The sequence below is a fragment of the Pseudomonas sp. fls2-241-TYG-175 genome (genome assembly GCF_030209155.1).
Lineage (GTDB): Bacteria > Pseudomonadota > Gammaproteobacteria > Pseudomonadales > Pseudomonadaceae > Aquipseudomonas > Aquipseudomonas viridiflava.
Genome location: NZ_JARVSO010000016.1, coordinates 49181 through 65219, shown reverse-complemented (window position 1 = coordinate 65219; position 16039 = coordinate 49181). Strand labels below are relative to the sequence as shown.

The following is a 16039-nucleotide window of genomic DNA, read 5'->3' as shown; positions in this document are numbered from 1 at the left end:
AGCGACGCCGCAAGGCAGAGCGGCTTGCAGCTTGCAGCTTGAAGCTCGCAGCTAAAAAGGAATCTTTTTATGTCCCAGAAATTCGACGTGGTAGTGATTGGCGCAGGCCCTGGCGGTTATGTTGCCGCCATCAAGGCTGCGCAACTTGGTCTCAAGACTGCCTGCATCGAGAAATACCAGGACAAGGAGGGCAAACTGGCCCTCGGCGGTACCTGCCTGAACGTGGGTTGCATTCCGTCCAAGGCGCTGCTGGACAGCTCCTGGAAGTTCTACGAAGCCAAGAACGGCTTTGCGGTCCACGGTATTTCGACCTCCGAAGTGAGCATCGACGTACCGGCCATGATCGGTCGCAAGTCCACCATCGTCAAAGGCCTGACCGGCGGCGTTGCCAGCCTGTTCAAGGCCAATGGCGTGACCACTCTGCAAGGCCACGGCAAGCTGCTGGCCGGCAAGAAGGTCGAGCTGACCGGTGCTGATGGCACAGTCGAAATCATCGAAGCAGATCACGTGATCCTGGCTTCCGGTTCGCGTCCGATCGATATTCCGCCGGCTCCGGTCGACCAGAAAGTCATCGTCGACTCGACAGGTGCTCTGGAATTCCAACAGGTGCCAAAACGCCTGGGCGTGATCGGCGCAGGCGTGATCGGTCTGGAACTGGGTTCCGTATGGGCGCGTCTTGGTGCTCAGGTGACCGTTCTGGAAGCACTGGAAAAATTCATTCCAGCAGCTGACGAAGCGGTTTCCAAGGAAGCGCTGAAGACCTTCACCAAGCAGGGTCTGGACATCAAGCTGGGTGCTCGCGTGACCGGCTCGAAAGTCAACGGCGAAGAAGTTGAAGTCACCTACACCGACGCTTCCGGCGAACAGAAGATCGTTTTCGACCGCCTGATCGTTGCCGTAGGCCGTCGTCCTGTGACGACTGATCTGCTGGCAGCCGACAGCGGCGTCGACATCGACGAGCGCGGCTTCATCTTCGTCGATGACCATTGCACCACCAGCGTTCCGGGCGTCTACGCGATCGGCGACGTGGTTCGTGGTCTGATGCTGGCGCACAAGGCGTCGGAAGAGGGCATCATGGTTGTCGAGCGCATCAAGGGTCACAAGGCCCAGATGAACTACGATCTGGTTCCTTCGGTCATTTACACCCACCCGGAAATTGCATGGGTAGGCAAGACCGAGCAGACCCTGAAGGCCGAAGGCGTTGAAGTCAACGTCGGTTCCTTCCCGTTCGCAGCCAGCGGCCGTGCCATGGCAGCCAACGATACTGGCGGTTTCGTCAAGATCATCGCCGATGCCAAGACCGACCGCGTTCTGGGTGTTCACGTGATTGGCCCGAGCGCTGCCGAACTGGTACAGCAGGGTGCTATTGCAATGGAGTTCGGCACCAGCGCCGAAGACATCGGCATGATGGTCTTCTCGCACCCGACTCTGTCCGAAGCGCTGCACGAAGCGGCCCTGGCAGTGAATGGCGGCGCCATCCACATCCAGAACCGCAAGAAACGCTGAGACAACAAGAAACCACGACGCAGTGCCCGTCGTGAATCCTGCCAGCAGGAATCACCGCGGAATCTGCGTCGGACTCGACCTCTCAGGCGGCTTCAGGAAGGCCCGACGGCCTTTCTGGAGTCCACCCGGAGTAGCGGTCACAGGTGGTGCGGCACGCTGACGTGCAGCACCGAATGCGCAGTACCTAAACGAAGACGGTAATAAGCATGAATCTTCACGAGTATCAGGGTAAGCAGCTGTTCGCTGAATACGGCCTGCCAGTATCCAAAGGCTACGCAGTAGACACCCCCGAAGCAGCAGCAGAAGCCTGCGACAAGATCGGCGGAACCGAGTGGGTCGTCAAAGCCCAGGTTCACGCAGGTGGTCGCGGTAAAGCGGGCGGCGTAAAGCTGGTTCGCAGCAAGGAAGACGCTGCAGCGTTCGCACAGCAGTGGCTGGGCAAGCGTCTGGTGACTTACCAGACTGACGCCAATGGTCAGCCAGTGACCAAGATCCTGGTCGAGTCGTGCACCGATATCGCCAAAGAGCTGTACCTGGGCGCTGTTGTAGACCGTTCCAGCCGTCGTATCGTGTTCATGGCTTCCACCGAAGGTGGCGTGGACATCGAGAAGATCGCTCACGACACTCCTGAAAAGATTCTCAAGGCCACGATCGATCCACTGGTTGGCGCTCAGCCGTTCCAGGGTCGCGATCTGGCATTCCAGCTGGGTCTGGAAGGCAAGCAGGTCACTCAGTTTGCCAAGATCTTCACCGGTCTGGCCAAACTGTTCCAGGACCACGATCTGGCCCTGCTGGAAGTGAACCCGCTGGTGATCAAGGCTGACGGCGACCTGCATTGCCTCGACGCCAAGATCAACATCGACGCCAACGCCATGTACCGTCAGCCAAAGCTGAAGGCTTTCCACGATCCGTCGCAAGATGACCCGCGCGAAGCCCACGCTGCCAAGTTCGAACTGAACTACGTGGCACTGGAAGGCAACATCGGCTGCATGGTCAACGGTGCCGGCCTGGCCATGGGTACCATGGACATCGTCAACCTGCATGGCGGCAAGCCTGCAAACTTCCTTGACGTTGGCGGTGGCGCTACCAAGGAACGCGTTACCGAAGCGTTCAAGATCATCCTGTCCGACACCAACGTCGCTGCAGTACTGGTCAACATCTTCGGCGGCATCGTTCGTTGCGACATGATTGCCGAAGGCATCATCGGTGCAGTGAAAGAAGTCGGCGTGAAAATCCCGGTTGTTGTTCGTCTTGAAGGCAACAACGCTGAACTGGGCGCTAAAGTACTGGCAGAAAGCGGTTTGAACATCATCGCGGCTACCAGCCTGACCGACGCTGCTCAACAAGTCGTCAAAGCTGCGGAGGGCAAATAATGAGCGTCCTGATCAATAAAGACACCAAGGTTATCTGCCAGGGCTTCACTGGCTCGCAGGGTACCTTCCACTCCGAACAAGCCATTGCCTACGGCACCAAAATGGTTGGCGGCGTGACACCAGGCAAGGGTGGCACCACTCACCTGAACCTGCCGGTGTTCAACACTGTTGCAGAAGCGGTTGCTACCACTGGCGCCGATGCTTCGGTTATCTACGTTCCGGCTCCTTTCTGCAAGGATTCGATCCTGGAAGCTGCATTCGCCGGCATCAAGCTGATCGTCTGCATCACCGAAGGCATCCCGACCATCGACATGCTGGAAGCCAAGGTCAAGTGTGACGAACTGGGCGTGGTCCTGATCGGCCCTAACTGCCCAGGCGTCATTACTCCGGGCGAGTGCAAGATCGGCATCATGCCAGGTCACATTCACTTGCCAGGCAAGGTCGGTATCGTGTCGCGTTCCGGCACCCTGACCTACGAAGCTGTGAAGCAGACCACTGACGCCGGTTTCGGTCAGTCCACCTGCGTCGGTATCGGTGGTGACCCGATCCCGGGCTCCAACTTCATCGACATCCTGAAACTGTTCCAGGAAGACCCGAAGACCGAAGCGATCGTCATGATCGGTGAGATCGGCGGTTCGGCTGAAGAAGAAGCGGCTGCCTACATCAAGGCACACGTGACCAAGCCGGTTGTTTCCTACATCGCTGGTGTGACTGCTCCTCCGGGCAAGCGCATGGGCCATGCGGGCGCAATCATCTCCGGCGGTAAAGGTACTGCAGACGAGAAATTCGCTGCACTGCAGGACGCGGGCGTCAAAACCGTTCGTTCCCTGGCAGACATCGGCAAGGCCTTGGCCGAGCTGACCGGTTGGCCGGTGAAGTAAGCCTCGCTTACTTTTTCGAGCAATCAGCAAAGGCCACCTTCGGGTGGCCTTTGTGCATTCTGGGGTTGGGAAATCAATCGCGGCCACGCCACTCGCAAGCTACTAAAGAAACAGGATTTTTTTGTGACAGACCCGTCACGTCGAAGGCGTGGTGGCGCCTCCCACAATCGAGTGTTTGTGGCTATAAATTCCTGCGCTTATAAAGTGCGTATATCGGAAGCTCGCCCTTCAATAGTGCATTTATTGGCCGGATTCGCTACCCTGTCGACCGTTTTTGCGTCGCCCTCACAAGGGGCACGTCGCAAGGTACTGCCACGTCTTACGCTGACGGGCTGCGTTCACCTCATTCACGGGTGACGTCATTTCCCTTATCTCGATTTTGTGTGGTCCTTCGCAATGAAAGTGTTGAAAGGCCAGGACATCCTGGCACTTGGTTTCATGACGTTCGCCCTGTTCGTCGGGGCGGGCAATATCATCTTCCCGCCTATCGTGGGCCTGCAGGCCGGTCCCCATGTATGGATCGCCGCGCTGGGCTTTCTGGTTACGGCAGTGGGCTTGCCAGTGGTCACGGTAATTGCCCTGGCCAGGGTCGGTGGCGCGATGGATGCGTTGAGCAGCCCGATCGGCAAGGTCGCGGGCGGTATTCTCGCTGCAGTGTGTTACCTCGCCGTCGGCCCTTTGTTCGCCACGCCGCGCACGGCCACGGTTTCCTTCGAGGTCGGGCTTGCGCCGTTGACCGGTGACGGTCCGATGGCGCTGGCCCTGTATAGCCTCGTGTATTTCCTGGTGGTGTTCTGGGTGTCGCTGTATCCGGGGCGACTGCTCGACACGGTAGGGCGCTTTCTCGCGCCGCTCAAGATACTCGCACTGGCGATTCTGGGTATCGCAGCCTTTGCTCTGCCAGCAGGCGACATTGGTACCGCAGAGCCTGCTTATACGGCAGCGCCATTCTCGCAGGGCTTCATCAATGGCTATCTGACCATGGACACCCTGGGGGCTCTGGTCTTCGGCATTGTCATCGTCAATGCCATTCGCTCGCGGGGCGTCGAATCGCCGCGGCTGATCACGCGTTACGCGATCATCGCCGGACTGATTGCAGGGGTAGGGCTGGCGCTGGTGTACATCAGTCTGTTTCGCCTGGGCTCCGGCAGTCACTCGGTGGCTGCGGGTGCAACCAATGGCGCGGTGGTGCTGCACGCTTACGTGCAACACACCTTCGGTTCGCTGGGCAGCGGCTTTCTGGCGGTGCTGATTTCCCTGGCGTGTCTGGTGACAGCGGTAGGTCTGACCTGCGCCTGTGCCGAATACTTTGCCAAGATCCTGCCGCTGTCCTACAGGACGCTGGTGGTGATGCTGGCTGTCTTCTCGCTGCTGGTGTCGAATCTGGGCCTGACCAAGCTGATCCTGTTCTCGATCCCGGTACTGACCGCGATCTATCCGCCCTGCATCGTTCTGGTTGCGTTGAGCTTCTGCAAGGGATTCTGGCAACGTCAGGGTCGAGTGGTGGCACCGGTCATGCTGGTGTCGCTGATCTTCGGGCTGATCGATGCGATAAAAGGCGCAGGCTTCACCGACTCTTTGCCAAAGGCGTTGGCTAACTTGCCATTGAGTGAGCAGGGTCTGGCCTGGTTGATTCCGTCGGTTATAACATTGGCGGGTGCAATCATTGTCGACAGAATAAAAGGCAAACGCAGCGAAGCGTTGGCATGAAGTCGATCATATAACTAAACGCGCAATAATAAAGCCCGCATAAGCGGGCTTTATTATGTGTAGTTCTGCAAGCCGATGGCTTTACTTGGTTGCAGGTGCTGCTTCAGTCGCCGGGGCCGGAGCCTGGTTGGCGTTCTCGGTCGCGCGCTGTTGAGCGGCTTCAGCGTTTTTCTGAGCAGCTTCCTGGCTTTCCTTGGCCGCGTCGTTCACTTTTTCCTGAGCCTTCTCCATCGACTCCTGGGACTGTTGAGCAGCTTTGTTGGCATCTTGCTGAGTGTTTTCGGATTTTTTGTCGCAGGCAGCAAGACCCAGAGTGGCAGAAAGCATCAAGGCATAGGCTAAAGATTTACGCATGGGGTATTTCTCCTTATTGAGTATCCACGTGCCTAAGAGCATGCCCGTGTAAATTAAGTTCCAGACAGTTCGGTATATTATTTAACCTCGCTGTTTTATTCATGTTTCTTCTGGCTGAAACAGCTTGCAAGCAGCGGCCGATGCTATTACGCATACGCGGTGCCGATCCGCGACGACAAAGAAGTTCACAGCCCGGTCGACAGTCGGAACGCATCGATTGATTCCTGTGCTCTTGAAATCCCTCGCCCAGCCCCCACTTTGATGACTACGCGCTGCTACACAGGCTCATGCCTCGCTGTGGCGGCTTATGCCATCCAGATCGGAGTTTGATGACCATGAGTGTGGAAACTCAAAAGGAAACCCTGGGCTTCCAGACCGAGGTAAAGCAGTTGCTTCACCTCATGATCCATTCGCTGTATTCCAACAAGGAAATCTTCCTTCGCGAATTGATCTCGAACGCGTCTGACGCGGTCGACAAATTGCGTTTCGAGGCGCTGTCCAGGCCTGAGCTGCTGGAAGGCGGCGCAGAGCTGAAGATTCGCGTGAGCTTCGACAAGGACGCGAAGACCGTTACGCTCGAAGACAACGGCATTGGTATGAGCCGTGACGATGTGATCACCCATCTGGGGACCATCGCCAAATCCGGTACCGCTGATTTCATGAAAAACCTGTCGGGCGACCAGAAGAAGGACTCGCACCTGATCGGTCAGTTCGGCGTCGGTTTCTATTCGGCGTTCATCGTCGCCGATCAGGTTGAAGTGTTCAGCCGTCGTGCGGGCCTGCCGGCCAGCGAAGGTGTGCACTGGTCCTCCAAGGGTGAAGGCGAGTTCGAAGTCGCGACCCTGGACAAGGCCGAGCGCGGCACCCGCATCGTCCTGCGCCTGAAGGACGGCGAAGATGAGTTTGCCGACGGCTACCGTCTGCGCAACATCATCAAGAAGTACTCCGACCATATCGCTCTGCCTATCGAGCTGCCGAAAGAGCAGGCTCCAGCGGCAGAAGGCGAAGAGGCACCGGCGCTTGAGTGGGAAACCGTCAACCGCGCCAGCGCGCTGTGGACCCGTTCCCGTTCCGAAGTGAAGGACGAGGAGTATCAGGAGTTCTACAAGCATGTCGCCCACGACTACGAGAACCCGCTGAGCTGGAGCCACAACAAGGTCGAAGGCAAGCTGGAGTACACCTCGCTGCTTTACGTACCGGCCCGCGCACCGTTCGACCTGTATCAGCGCGAAGCACCACGTGGCCTGAAGCTGTACGTGCAGCGCGTATTTGTCATGGATCAGGCCGAGTCGTTCCTGCCGCTGTACATGCGCTTCATCAAAGGCGTGGTCGATTCCAATGACCTGTCGTTGAACGTGTCCCGCGAGATCCTGCAGAAAGACCCGATCATCGACTCGATGAAGTCGGCGCTGACCAAGCGCGTCCTCGACATGCTGGAAAAGCTGGCGAAGAACGAGCCCGAGCAATACAAGGGTTTCTGGAAGAATTTCGGTCAGGTCCTCAAGGAAGGCCCGGCAGAAGACTTCGCCAACAAGGAGAAGATCGCCGGCCTGCTGCGTTTCGCGTCTACCTCCGACGAGAGCGGCGAGCAGAGCGTTTCCCTGGCCGGGTACCTGGCTCGCGCCAAGGAGGGTCAGGACAAGATCTACTACCTGACCGGCGAATCCTACGCTCAGGTTAAGAACAGCCCGCACCTTGAAGTCTTCCGCAAGAAAGGCATCGAAGTGCTGCTGCTGACCGACCGTATCGACGAGTGGCTGATGAGCTACCTGAGCGACTTCGACGGCAAGGGTTTCGTCGATGTGGCACGTGGTGATCTGGATCTGGGCAAGCTCGACTCCGAAGAGGACAAGAAGGCTCAGGAAGAGATTGCCAAGGACAAGGAAGGCTTGATCGAGCGTATCAAGACAGCCCTGGGCGAGTCTGTCAGTGAGGTGCGTGTGTCGCATCGTCTGACCGATTCACCTGCGATTCTGGCCATCGGCGAGCAGGACATGGGTCTGCAGATGCGTCAGATTCTGGAAGCCAGCGGTCAGAAGGTTCCGGACTCCAGGCCGATCTTCGAATTCAACCCGGCTCACCCTTTGATCGGGAAGCTGGACGCCGAGCAGAGCGAAGAACGCTTTGGCGAACTGTCGCACATCCTGTTCGATCAGGCTGCGCTGGCTGCCGGTGACAGCCTCAGGGATCCGGCCGCTTATGTGCGTCGTCTGAACAAGCTGTTGGTAGAGCTGTCGGTTTGATGACCGAGTAACAGAAAACCCGCTTCGGCGGGTTTTTTGTTTGTGCTTGCGCACCGTATTTTTTACAACCTCAAATGATCAGGAGTCAGCAATGAGCAGCAAGATTACTGTCCGTTCCGTAGTACACCAGATTGATGGTCAGCCCTACGAAAGTCGTCTCGTGTACGACGCCAGCGCGACCTCGTCCCGTCCTGGCCTGTTGATGGCTCCCAACTGGATGGGCGTCAGCGAAGGCGCCGAGGACATCGCCAAGGCCGTGGCTGAGCAGGGTTATGTAGTACTGCTGGCCGACCTGTATGGTCAGAAAATTCGCCCAGCCAATGGCGATGAAGCCGGCGCGGCGATGATGCCCCTTAAAGATGACCGTGCTCTGCTGCGCAAGCGCATGCAGGCCGGTCTCGATCTGCTGCTGAGTCAGGCGGGTGTGTCACTGGACGCCAAGCGCATTGCGACGTTCGGCTTCTGCTTCGGCGGCTGCTGCTCGCTGGAGCTGGCGCGCAGCGGTGCTGATGTGAAGGCGGCGATATCCTTCCACGGCACACTGGACACGCCAAACCCTGGTGATGCCAGCCACATCAAGGGTTCTGTTCTGGTCCTGAACGGCGCATCGGACCCTATGGTCCCGAAAGAGCAGCAGTTGGCGTTCGAAGATGAAATGAACGCGGCGAATGTCGACTGGCAGTTGCACAACTATGGCGGCGCGTTCCATTCGTTCACCGACCCGCACGCCAATGTTCCGGGCAAGATGATGTACGACGCCAAGGTCGCCACCCGCGCCTTCAAGTCGATGCACGATCTGTTGAGCGAAGTGTTCAACCAAAAGTAAGTCAGTCTAACGGCCGGATCTTCAAGGCAACTCGATCCGGCCCGTTTCTCCCGGAACTGTCGGCCAGTCGCCTTCTGCCCATCGACGCCGTGCATCTTCGATCAGTGCGGCCTCGCTGGCGACGAAATTCCAGTTCATGCGTCGGGGGCCGTCCAGGGCTGCGCCGCCTATCAATACTGCATGGCATTCGCTTTCCGCGCACAGGTTGACGGTAGTTCCCGGTTCCAACACGACCAGCGTGCAGGGCAGGACCGGTGTGCCGTCCAGTGCGGCTTCACCTTCGAGCACATACAGCGCGCGCTCCTGATGTTCCGGTTCAATTGTCAGGGTCGTGGCGGTCTGCAGGCGTATTTCAGCGTACAGCGTGTCTGAGAGCACCGGTACGGGTGATTGCAGGCCAAAGCCGTTACCCGCCAGCATGCGTATGAAAATTCCCATGCTGTCGCTTTGCGGCAGGCTGTGTGCCGGGTGATGGCTGTAATGACCTTCACCCTGTTCGTGGTCGCGGGGCGATGCCAGCCAGACCTGCAGGCCATGCAGGCGCGATCCGCTCACCCGCAACGGCTCCGGCGTGCGCTCGATGTGGGCGATGGCTGCGCCTGACGTCATCCAGCTCACATCTCCCGCCTTGACGCACTGATCGCTGCCCAGGCTGTCCTTGTGCTGCAGTTCGCCTTCCAGCAGGTACGTCAGCGTCGACAGGCCGATGTGCGGATGCTGGCGGATATCCATGCCGGTGCCAGGCGGGTAATCCGTCGCGAGCATATGGTCGAAGAACACGAATGGCCCCACGCTGCGACAGCGTGCGGAGGGCAGGGGGCGCAGGATCGGCTGGCCTTCCACCGTTTCAGCGCGTGGTGTGAGGGTGAGCATGATTCGAGTCTCGATGATGAGGCAGGGAATGGCAGGAATCATAACGCGGGCTGGGTGAGGGGCGAATGTCATCGCAGGCAAGCCGCCTCCAGCGAACCGTATCATCCAGCGTGCCGCGTGCGGCATCCTGAAAACAGAAAAGGCGCCTCGAAAGGCGCCTTTTCAGTCTTGCACGGTCTTGCTTATGCGTTGTAGCGCTGCAGAACCAGAGTTGCGTTGGTGCCACCGAAGCCGAAGCTGTTGCTCATGATGCGATCGAGCTTTGCGTTTTCCCGGGTTTCCAGCAGGATCGGCATGTCAGCGACTTTCGGGTCCAGCTCGTCGATGTTGGCGGAGCCGGCGATGAAGTTGTTCTCCATCATCAACAGGCAGTAGATCGCCTCGTGAACGCCAGCGGCACCCAGCGAGTGGCCCGACAGGCTCTTGGTGGAGCTGATTGCCGGAGCATTGTCGCCGAAGACTGCACGTACGCCGTTCATCTCCATTTCATCACCGACCGGGGTCGATGTGCCATGGGTGTTCAGGTAGTCGATCGGGCCTTCAACGGTCGACAGGGCCATCTGCATGCAGCGGATGGCACCTTCGCCGCTCGGTGCGACCATGTCGTAGCCATCGGATGTCGCGCCGTAGCCGACGATTTCCGCGTAGATCTTCGCGCCACGTGCCAGAGCGTGTTCCAGCTCCTCGACCACGACCATACCGCCACCGCCTGCGATGACGAAACCGTCACGCTTGGCGTCGTAGGCGCGGGAAGCCTTTTCTGGCGTCTCGTTGTACTGGGTCGACAGTGCGCCCATGGCGTCGAACAGGAACGACTGGCTCCAGTGTTCTTCTTCACCACCGCCTGCAAAGACGATGTCCTGCTTGCCCAGCTGGATCTGCTCGACAGCGTTGCCGATGCAGTGGGCGCTGGTGGCGCAGGCGGAAGAGATGGAGTAGTTCACGCCCTTGATCTTGAACGGCGTGGCCAGACAGGCGGAAACGGTGCTGCCCATAGTCCGCGTGACGCGGTAAGGGCCAACGCGCTTGACGCCTTTCTCACGCAGGATGTCCAGCGCTTCCATCTGGTTCAGTGTCGATGCGCCGCCGCTGCCGGCGATCAGGCCGGTACGCACGTTGGACACCTGCTCGTCGGTCAGGCCGGCGTCAGCGATGGCGTCTTTCATGGCCAGATAGGCATAGGCTGCCGCATGGCCGACGAAGCGGTAGATCTTGCGATCGATCAGTTCTTCAAGGTTGAGGTCGATGGAGCCGGCAACCTGGCTACGCAGACCCATTTCGGCATATTCCGGCTGGAATTTGATGCCAGGGCGGTTGGCACGCAGGTTAGCGGTGACGGTGTCTTTGTCATTGCCCAAGCAGGAAACAATACCCAGACCAGTGATAACGACGCGGCGCATGCGATTACCCTTAGAAATTTTCAGTGGAAGTGAACAGACCGACACGCAGACCTTCGGCGCTGTAGATTTCGCGACCATCAACGCTCACGGTACCGTCGGCGATTGCCAGGACCAGTTTGCCGCGCATGGTGCGTTTGATATGGATGTTATAGGTGACTTTTTTGGCAGTCGGGAGGACCTGGCCGAAAAACTTCACTTCACCCGAACCCAGGGCGCGGCCGCGGCCGGGGTTGCCTTGCCAGCCCAGATAGAAGCCGACCAGCTGCCACATGGCGTCAAGGCCCAGGCAGCCCGGCATCACCGGGTCACCTTCGAAGTGACAGGCAAAGAACCACAGGTCAGGATTGATATCGAGTTCGGCGACCAACTCACCCTTGCCGAACTTGCCGCCTTCTTCGCTGATGTGCGTAATGCGGTCAACCATCAGCATATTGGGGGCGGGCAGTTGCGCATTACCTGGGCCGAACAGCTCGCCACGACTGCAGCGCAGCAGGTCTTCCCGGGTAAAGGCGTGTTGTTTGGTCATGCGAGCTCCTCAATGATCTTGTGCGGCAGGTTGGGGCGCCACTGGCCCAAACGCCAGTCCTGGCGGACTAAATTGCCAGGACTATGTCCGGCAGCCTACTCATAGACTGTTGCGTTGTAATGAAAGTCACAGGACAGGAGAAATCAAAGTACACCTGTGCACTGAATTTTGTCACTCGACCGCCGTTCAGGGTCGATCAGGCTGTCAAGACTGCCGCAATTTAACATTTATCGCCAGTCACAGGTGTCCGAAAGAATAGCCAGCGGCGCAAAACATGCTGTAAATCAGCGTGTTTGAAGGGCTTTGCGAGATAGTCGTCCATCCCCGCCTGTAAACAGGCGTCACGATCACCCTGCAGTGCGTTGGCCGTCAACGCGATAATGGGCAACTGTTCGAGGCCTTCCAGTTGCCTGATACGGCGCGTGGCCTCATAGCCGTCCATGACCGGCAGTCGGCAATCCATCAGAATAAGGCCGTATTCGCCTGCGGCGGCCATGTTAACAGCCTCGGCACCATCGACGGCGACGTCCACCCGGCACCCCAGGTTGTGCAGCATGGCCTGAACCACGGTGCGGTTCACCGGATTGTCTTCGACCAGCAGAACACTGCGCTCCTTGCCGGAAGCGTCCAGTGCCGAGAGCGGCTGGCGAATATCGACGGGCAATTGCCGCGATATCGACAGTGGTATCTGCAGGGTGAACAGCGACCCCGCGCCTTCTTCGCTTTGCGCGCGCAACGTGCCACCCATGCGCTCGGCCAGGGTGCGCGCAATCGGCAAGCCAAGCCCGGTTCCGCCATAGCGTCTGGAGATGGAGCTGTCAGCCTGCTGGAAGGCGTCGAACATCGATTCCAGCATGTCGGCATGAATGCCGATGCCGCTGTCCTGAACCGTGCAGGTGAACTGAAGCCGGTCTTCTTCGATCAGGCTCCAGCCCGCCTTGATGCAGACGCTGCCTTGCTCGGTGAACTTCAGCGCGTTGCCGATCAGGTTGACCAGTATCTGCCGGATACGTGTCGGATCGCCGATGACGGTCAGCGATTCCAGGCCTGGCTGGACGTGCAGATTCAACTGCAGGTTGCGCTGCTGTGCGTTGTGGTTGAAGGCATGGGTGGATGCGTTGACCAGTTCGGCCAGATTGAACGCAATTCCCTCCATCTGCAGGGCATCGCGTTCGATACGCGAGAAATCGAGAATGTCGTTGATGACGCGTAACAGATGCTCGGTGGACTCGGTGGCGAGCGTGGCGTATTCGCTCTGCTCGTCGGTCATGCGGGTCGTTTCCAGCAATTGCAGCATGCCCAGCACGCCGTTCATGGGCGTGCGCAACTCGTGGCTCATCATCGCCAGAAAGTCGGATTTGGCACGGTTGGCCTGTTCCGCTTCCTCGCGGGTCTGGATGAGCTGCGCCATGGAGCGTTGCTGCTCCAGGCTGGCCTTGTCCAGATTCGCTGCCAGATTATTGATGTGCCGCGCCAGCGCCCCGAGTTCGGCATCGTCACTGATCGGCAGCGGCGTTCTGTAGTCTCCCTGCTGAATGGCCTTGAGGGCTTCACCCATGCGGCTGATCGGGCGCGACAGGCTGAGGGCAAGGCGTCTGGCCAGGAGAAACGTGAACAATAAGGCGCACAGCGCCAGGATGCCGGCCTTGAGCAGGATTTCCTGCTGGCGTCGGTTGAAGGCTTCGCTGGACATGCCGACCAGTACCCGGCCCAGATAACGCTTGGAGCCTGCCGTCGATAACGGCTCTCCCGCTGCAGGTGCCTTGTGTACGACCAGATGCTGGGCGCGTACCGGTGCCTGGAAAATTTCCATCTGGCGCGTCTGGTGTTCGTTTTCCCTTGGTTGGTCGATGTAAACCAGAACGGTGTTGGAGCTGTCCTGAATCTCGACATAGCGAACGCTGGGCATGGACAGCGTGGCGCGCATCAGGCCTTTAAGGCTTTCGGTATCGCCGACCAGCAATCCGGGCTCGGCGGCAGGTGCCAGCTGGTTGGCGATGAGTTGGCCGGTGTGGTTGAGTTCCTGACGCAGATCCTGAATCCGCACGAACGTGAAGAACCCGATCAGCAGGACGGTCAGCAGCAGGGCCGGGCCGAGACTGATCATTTGCGTGCGGGTGTTAATGTCCCAGTGACGAAACGTCATCGCCAGCCCCGTTCGGCGGCGGCCTGTTCCTGAAATTCGACTGATGCGTCCATGCCGGTGCGCTCGCGGGTTCGTATCAATGCATCGATGGCATCGTTCCGGATGCTCAGGAAAGCCGATGTTCACGATGATGCATGCAGTGTGCGCATATGTTAACCGAGATGACTGCAGTTCCAGACACCTTATTGCTTGCTGACAGGCTCTGGCGCGTTTGACGCTGGCCGATGACGCAACGCTCCGTATAATGCCGACATTGCCAGTCAATGGCCCAGGATGGATTGATTTATGACCACGCAGCAGCCTGTAGCGGTTCTTGGTGGCGGCAGCTTTGGCACCGCCATCGCAAATCTTCTGGCCGAAAACGGCCATCAGGTTCGCCAGTGGATGCGTGATCCCGAGCAGGCGGAGGCCATTCGCGTCAATCGTGAAAACCCGCGCTACCTCAAGGGCATCAAGGTCCGGCCTGAAGTCGAACCGGTGACCGATCTGGCCGCAACGCTTGAAGGCAGCGAGCTGATCTTCGTCGCGTTGCCCTCCAGCGCACTGCGCGGTGTGCTGTCGCCTCATGTCGAATGCCTGAGCGGCAAGATGCTGGTGAGCCTGACCAAGGGTATCGAAGCGCAGACCTTCAAGCTGATGAGTCAGATTCTCGAGGAGATCGTGCCGCAGGCGCGTATCGGCGTGTTGTCCGGACCGAATCTGGCGCGGGAAATCGCCGAGCATGCGTTGACCGCCACCGTGGTCGCCAGCGAAGACGAGGCGCTGTGTCAGCAGGTGCAGGCCGTTCTGCATGGTCGTACCTTTCGGGTTTACGCCAGCGCTGATCGGTTCGGTGTCGAACTGGGCGGGGCGCTGAAGAACGTGTACGCGATCATCGCTGGTATGGCCGTGGCGCTGGACATGGGTGAGAACACCAAGAGCATGCTGATCACACGCGCCCTGGCCGAGATGACCCGTTTTGCCGTGGCTCAGGGTGCCAACCCAATGACGTTTCTGGGGCTGGCCGGCGTCGGCGACCTGATCGTCACCTGTTCGTCGCCGAAAAGCCGTAATTATCAGGTCGGTTTCGCGCTGGGTCAGGGGCTGACTCTCGACGAGGCGGTCACGCGTCTGGGCGAGGTCGCAGAAGGGGTGAACACCCTCAAGGTGCTCAAGGTCAAAGCCCAGGAAGTCCAGGTTTATATGCCACTGGTCGCGGGCCTGCATGCCATCCTTTTCGAAGGTCGTACGCTCAACCAGGTCATCGAAGCGCTGATGCGCGCCGAGCCCAAGACGGACGTCGATTTCATTTCAATCACGGGCTTCAATTGAAACCACTTCAGCCGGGAGAAGGATCTTGAACGAGTCGAATACCCAGAAGAACGAATCCATCGCGCTGCGCATCCTCTGGATGCTGCTATTTGTCATCGTTTGGCAGGTTGCAGAAGTGGTGCTGGCAGGCGTGGTCATTGTGCAACTGGGCTATCGCCTGATCTATGGCGCACCCAGCGGCAGCCTGATGAATTTTGGCGACAGCCTCAGCCAGTTTCTGGCTCAGATCGGCCGTTTCGGCACCTTCCATTCGGATCAGAAACCCTGGCCGTTCGCTGACTGGCCTACGCCACGTTTGCCGGAGGGCGAAGCTGCGCATTTCGTTGCCCCTGCGCCGCATCCGGTGCGTGACGAGGAGCCGAAGCTATGAAGGTCTGGGTGTTGCGCCACGGCGAAGCCCAGTCCCGGGCGCGCAGCGATGCCGAGCGGGAGCTGACCGATCATGGTCGAGAAGAAGTGCTCAAGAGCGCCGTTCACCTGAGTGACAAGCCGTTGCAGAAAATACTTGCCAGCCCTTATGTCCGCGCGCAGCAGACAGCCGGGCTGGTGCACAGGTCGCTGGGCTTCGATGACGCGGTCGTGACCGTGCCATGGCTGACACCGGACAGCGATCCGCGTGAGGTTCTGGATCAACTCGCGGCGCTGACTGTCGACGAAGTCCTGCTGGTCAGCCACCAGCCTTTGGTCGGTGCCCTGATCGGGCTGCTGGCCCACGGCAGTTATCAGCATGCCGAACCGATGAGCACGGCCAGCCTTGCCGAGCTTGAAGGCGATCATGTGCTCGCAGGTGGCATGAACCTCAACAGTATTCGCCACGTGTGAGCGGACCGAAAAGTCGGTCGCTCGCCGTGTGAAAAACCAGCGTCACCCCACCATAAAAAGGACTGAAC

The 16039-nt window shown here is 58.9% G+C and carries 14 protein-coding genes; 9 read left to right on the top strand and 5 right to left on the bottom strand.

Annotated features, from left to right (window positions below):
• Positions 1–69 precede the first annotated feature (69 nt).
• The 4 genes from lpdA (at position 70) to brnQ (ending at position 5470) form a co-directional block, all read left to right on the top strand.
• Entirely contained in the window at positions 70–1506 is a 1437-nt protein-coding gene (lpdA, locus tag QRN20_RS13270; protein ID WP_029241480.1) for a dihydrolipoyl dehydrogenase, read from the top strand.
• 206 nt (positions 1507–1712) lie between these two features.
• Positions 1713–2879, top strand: coding sequence for an ADP-forming succinate--CoA ligase subunit beta (gene sucC, locus QRN20_RS13265; protein WP_004882574.1), 1167 nt, complete (start codon positions 1713–1715; stop codon positions 2877–2879).
• On the top strand, positions 2879–3760 hold the full coding sequence (sucD, locus tag QRN20_RS13260) for a succinate--CoA ligase subunit alpha (protein WP_004882573.1): 882 nt from the start codon (positions 2879–2881) through the stop codon (positions 3758–3760). Before sucC ends, sucD begins: the two co-directional genes overlap by 1 nt.
• Positions 3761–4156: 396 nt before the next feature.
• Complete coding sequence (brnQ, locus tag QRN20_RS13255; RefSeq protein ID WP_004882572.1) at positions 4157–5470, top strand: branched-chain amino acid transport system II carrier protein; 1314 nt, start codon at positions 4157–4159, stop codon at positions 5468–5470.
• An 81-nt stretch (positions 5471–5551) separates the two neighbouring features.
• Here the strand turns inward: brnQ and QRN20_RS13250 are convergent, their stop codons facing one another.
• Positions 5552–5824, bottom strand: coding sequence for a hypothetical protein (locus QRN20_RS13250; RefSeq protein ID WP_004882571.1), 273 nt, complete (start codon positions 5822–5824; stop codon positions 5552–5554).
• Between the two features lie 335 nt (positions 5825–6159).
• On the opposite strand from QRN20_RS13250, the gene htpG reads away from it, so the two are divergent.
• Both htpG and QRN20_RS13240 read left to right on the top strand, forming a co-directional pair.
• Positions 6160–8067, top strand: a complete 1908-nt coding sequence (gene htpG, locus QRN20_RS13245) for a molecular chaperone HtpG (protein ID WP_285360540.1) — start codon at positions 6160–6162, stop codon at positions 8065–8067.
• Positions 8068–8158: 91 nt separating this feature from the next.
• On the top strand, positions 8159–8893 hold the full coding sequence (locus tag QRN20_RS13240) for a dienelactone hydrolase family protein (RefSeq protein WP_122410023.1): 735 nt from the start codon (positions 8159–8161) through the stop codon (positions 8891–8893).
• A gap of 21 nt (positions 8894–8914) precedes the next feature.
• Here QRN20_RS13240 and QRN20_RS13235 read toward each other — a convergent pair whose 3' ends face one another.
• The 4 genes from QRN20_RS13235 to QRN20_RS13220 all read right to left on the bottom strand — a co-directional run bounded on the left by QRN20_RS13235 (position 8915) and on the right by QRN20_RS13220 (position 13838).
• On the bottom strand, positions 8915–9766 hold the full coding sequence (locus QRN20_RS13235) for a pirin family protein (protein WP_122510922.1): 852 nt from the start codon (positions 9764–9766) through the stop codon (positions 8915–8917).
• 182 nt (positions 9767–9948) lie between these two features.
• Complete coding sequence (gene fabB, locus QRN20_RS13230) at positions 9949–11166, bottom strand: beta-ketoacyl-ACP synthase I (protein WP_088234953.1); 1218 nt, start codon at positions 11164–11166, stop codon at positions 9949–9951.
• Between the two features lie 10 nt (positions 11167–11176).
• Positions 11177–11692, bottom strand: coding sequence for a 3-hydroxyacyl-[acyl-carrier-protein] dehydratase FabA (gene fabA / locus QRN20_RS13225; RefSeq protein WP_024686114.1), 516 nt, complete (start codon positions 11690–11692; stop codon positions 11177–11179).
• Positions 11693–11912: 220 nt separating this feature from the next.
• Entirely contained in the window at positions 11913–13838 is a 1926-nt protein-coding gene (locus tag QRN20_RS13220; RefSeq protein WP_122412540.1) for a response regulator, read from the bottom strand.
• A gap of 285 nt (positions 13839–14123) precedes the next feature.
• On the opposite strand from QRN20_RS13220, the gene QRN20_RS13215 reads away from it, so the two are divergent.
• Genes QRN20_RS13215 through sixA form a run of 3 tightly spaced genes read left to right on the top strand, consistent with a single transcriptional unit; the run spans position 14124 to position 15971 of the window.
• On the top strand, positions 14124–15149 hold the full coding sequence (locus QRN20_RS13215; protein WP_025996428.1) for an NAD(P)H-dependent glycerol-3-phosphate dehydrogenase: 1026 nt from the start codon (positions 14124–14126) through the stop codon (positions 15147–15149).
• A 25-nt stretch (positions 15150–15174) separates the two neighbouring features.
• Positions 15175–15519 (top strand): DUF4389 domain-containing protein, encoded by a 345-nt coding sequence (locus QRN20_RS13210; RefSeq protein WP_058433025.1) that lies wholly within the window; start codon positions 15175–15177, stop codon positions 15517–15519.
• Positions 15516–15971, top strand: a complete 456-nt coding sequence (gene sixA / locus QRN20_RS13205) for a phosphohistidine phosphatase SixA (RefSeq protein ID WP_058433026.1) — start codon at positions 15516–15518, stop codon at positions 15969–15971. The genes QRN20_RS13210 and sixA overlap by 4 nt, the downstream gene beginning before the upstream one ends.
• Positions 15972–16039: the final 68 nt, after the last annotated feature.

Bases quoted from the DNA above. Each gene is read 5' to 3' on its own strand.
- lpdA (WP_029241480.1), top strand. From the start codon at position 70: ATGTCCCAGAAATTCGACGTGGTAGTGATTGGCGCAGGCCCTGGCGGT.
- sucC (WP_004882574.1), top strand. From the start codon at position 1,713: ATGAATCTTCACGAGTATCAGGGTAAGCAGCTGTTCGCTGAATACGGC.
- sucD (WP_004882573.1), top strand. From the start codon at position 2,879: ATGAGCGTCCTGATCAATAAAGACACCAAGGTTATCTGCCAGGGCTTC.
- brnQ (WP_004882572.1), top strand. From the start codon at position 4,157: ATGAAAGTGTTGAAAGGCCAGGACATCCTGGCACTTGGTTTCATGACG.
- QRN20_RS13250 (WP_004882571.1), bottom strand. From the start codon at position 5,824: ATGCGTAAATCTTTAGCCTATGCCTTGATGCTTTCTGCCACTCTGGGT.
- htpG (WP_285360540.1), top strand. From the start codon at position 6,160: ATGAGTGTGGAAACTCAAAAGGAAACCCTGGGCTTCCAGACCGAGGTA.
- QRN20_RS13240 (WP_122410023.1), top strand. From the start codon at position 8,159: ATGAGCAGCAAGATTACTGTCCGTTCCGTAGTACACCAGATTGATGGT.
- QRN20_RS13235 (WP_122510922.1), bottom strand. From the start codon at position 9,766: ATGCTCACCCTCACACCACGCGCTGAAACGGTGGAAGGCCAGCCGATC.
- fabB (WP_088234953.1), bottom strand. From the start codon at position 11,166: ATGCGCCGCGTCGTTATCACTGGTCTGGGTATTGTTTCCTGCTTGGGC.
- fabA (WP_024686114.1), bottom strand. From the start codon at position 11,692: ATGACCAAACAACACGCCTTTACCCGGGAAGACCTGCTGCGCTGCAGT.
- QRN20_RS13220 (WP_122412540.1), bottom strand. From the start codon at position 13,838: ATGACGTTTCGTCACTGGGACATTAACACCCGCACGCAAATGATCAGT.
- QRN20_RS13215 (WP_025996428.1), top strand. From the start codon at position 14,124: ATGACCACGCAGCAGCCTGTAGCGGTTCTTGGTGGCGGCAGCTTTGGC.
- sixA (WP_058433026.1), top strand. From the start codon at position 15,516: ATGAAGGTCTGGGTGTTGCGCCACGGCGAAGCCCAGTCCCGGGCGCGC.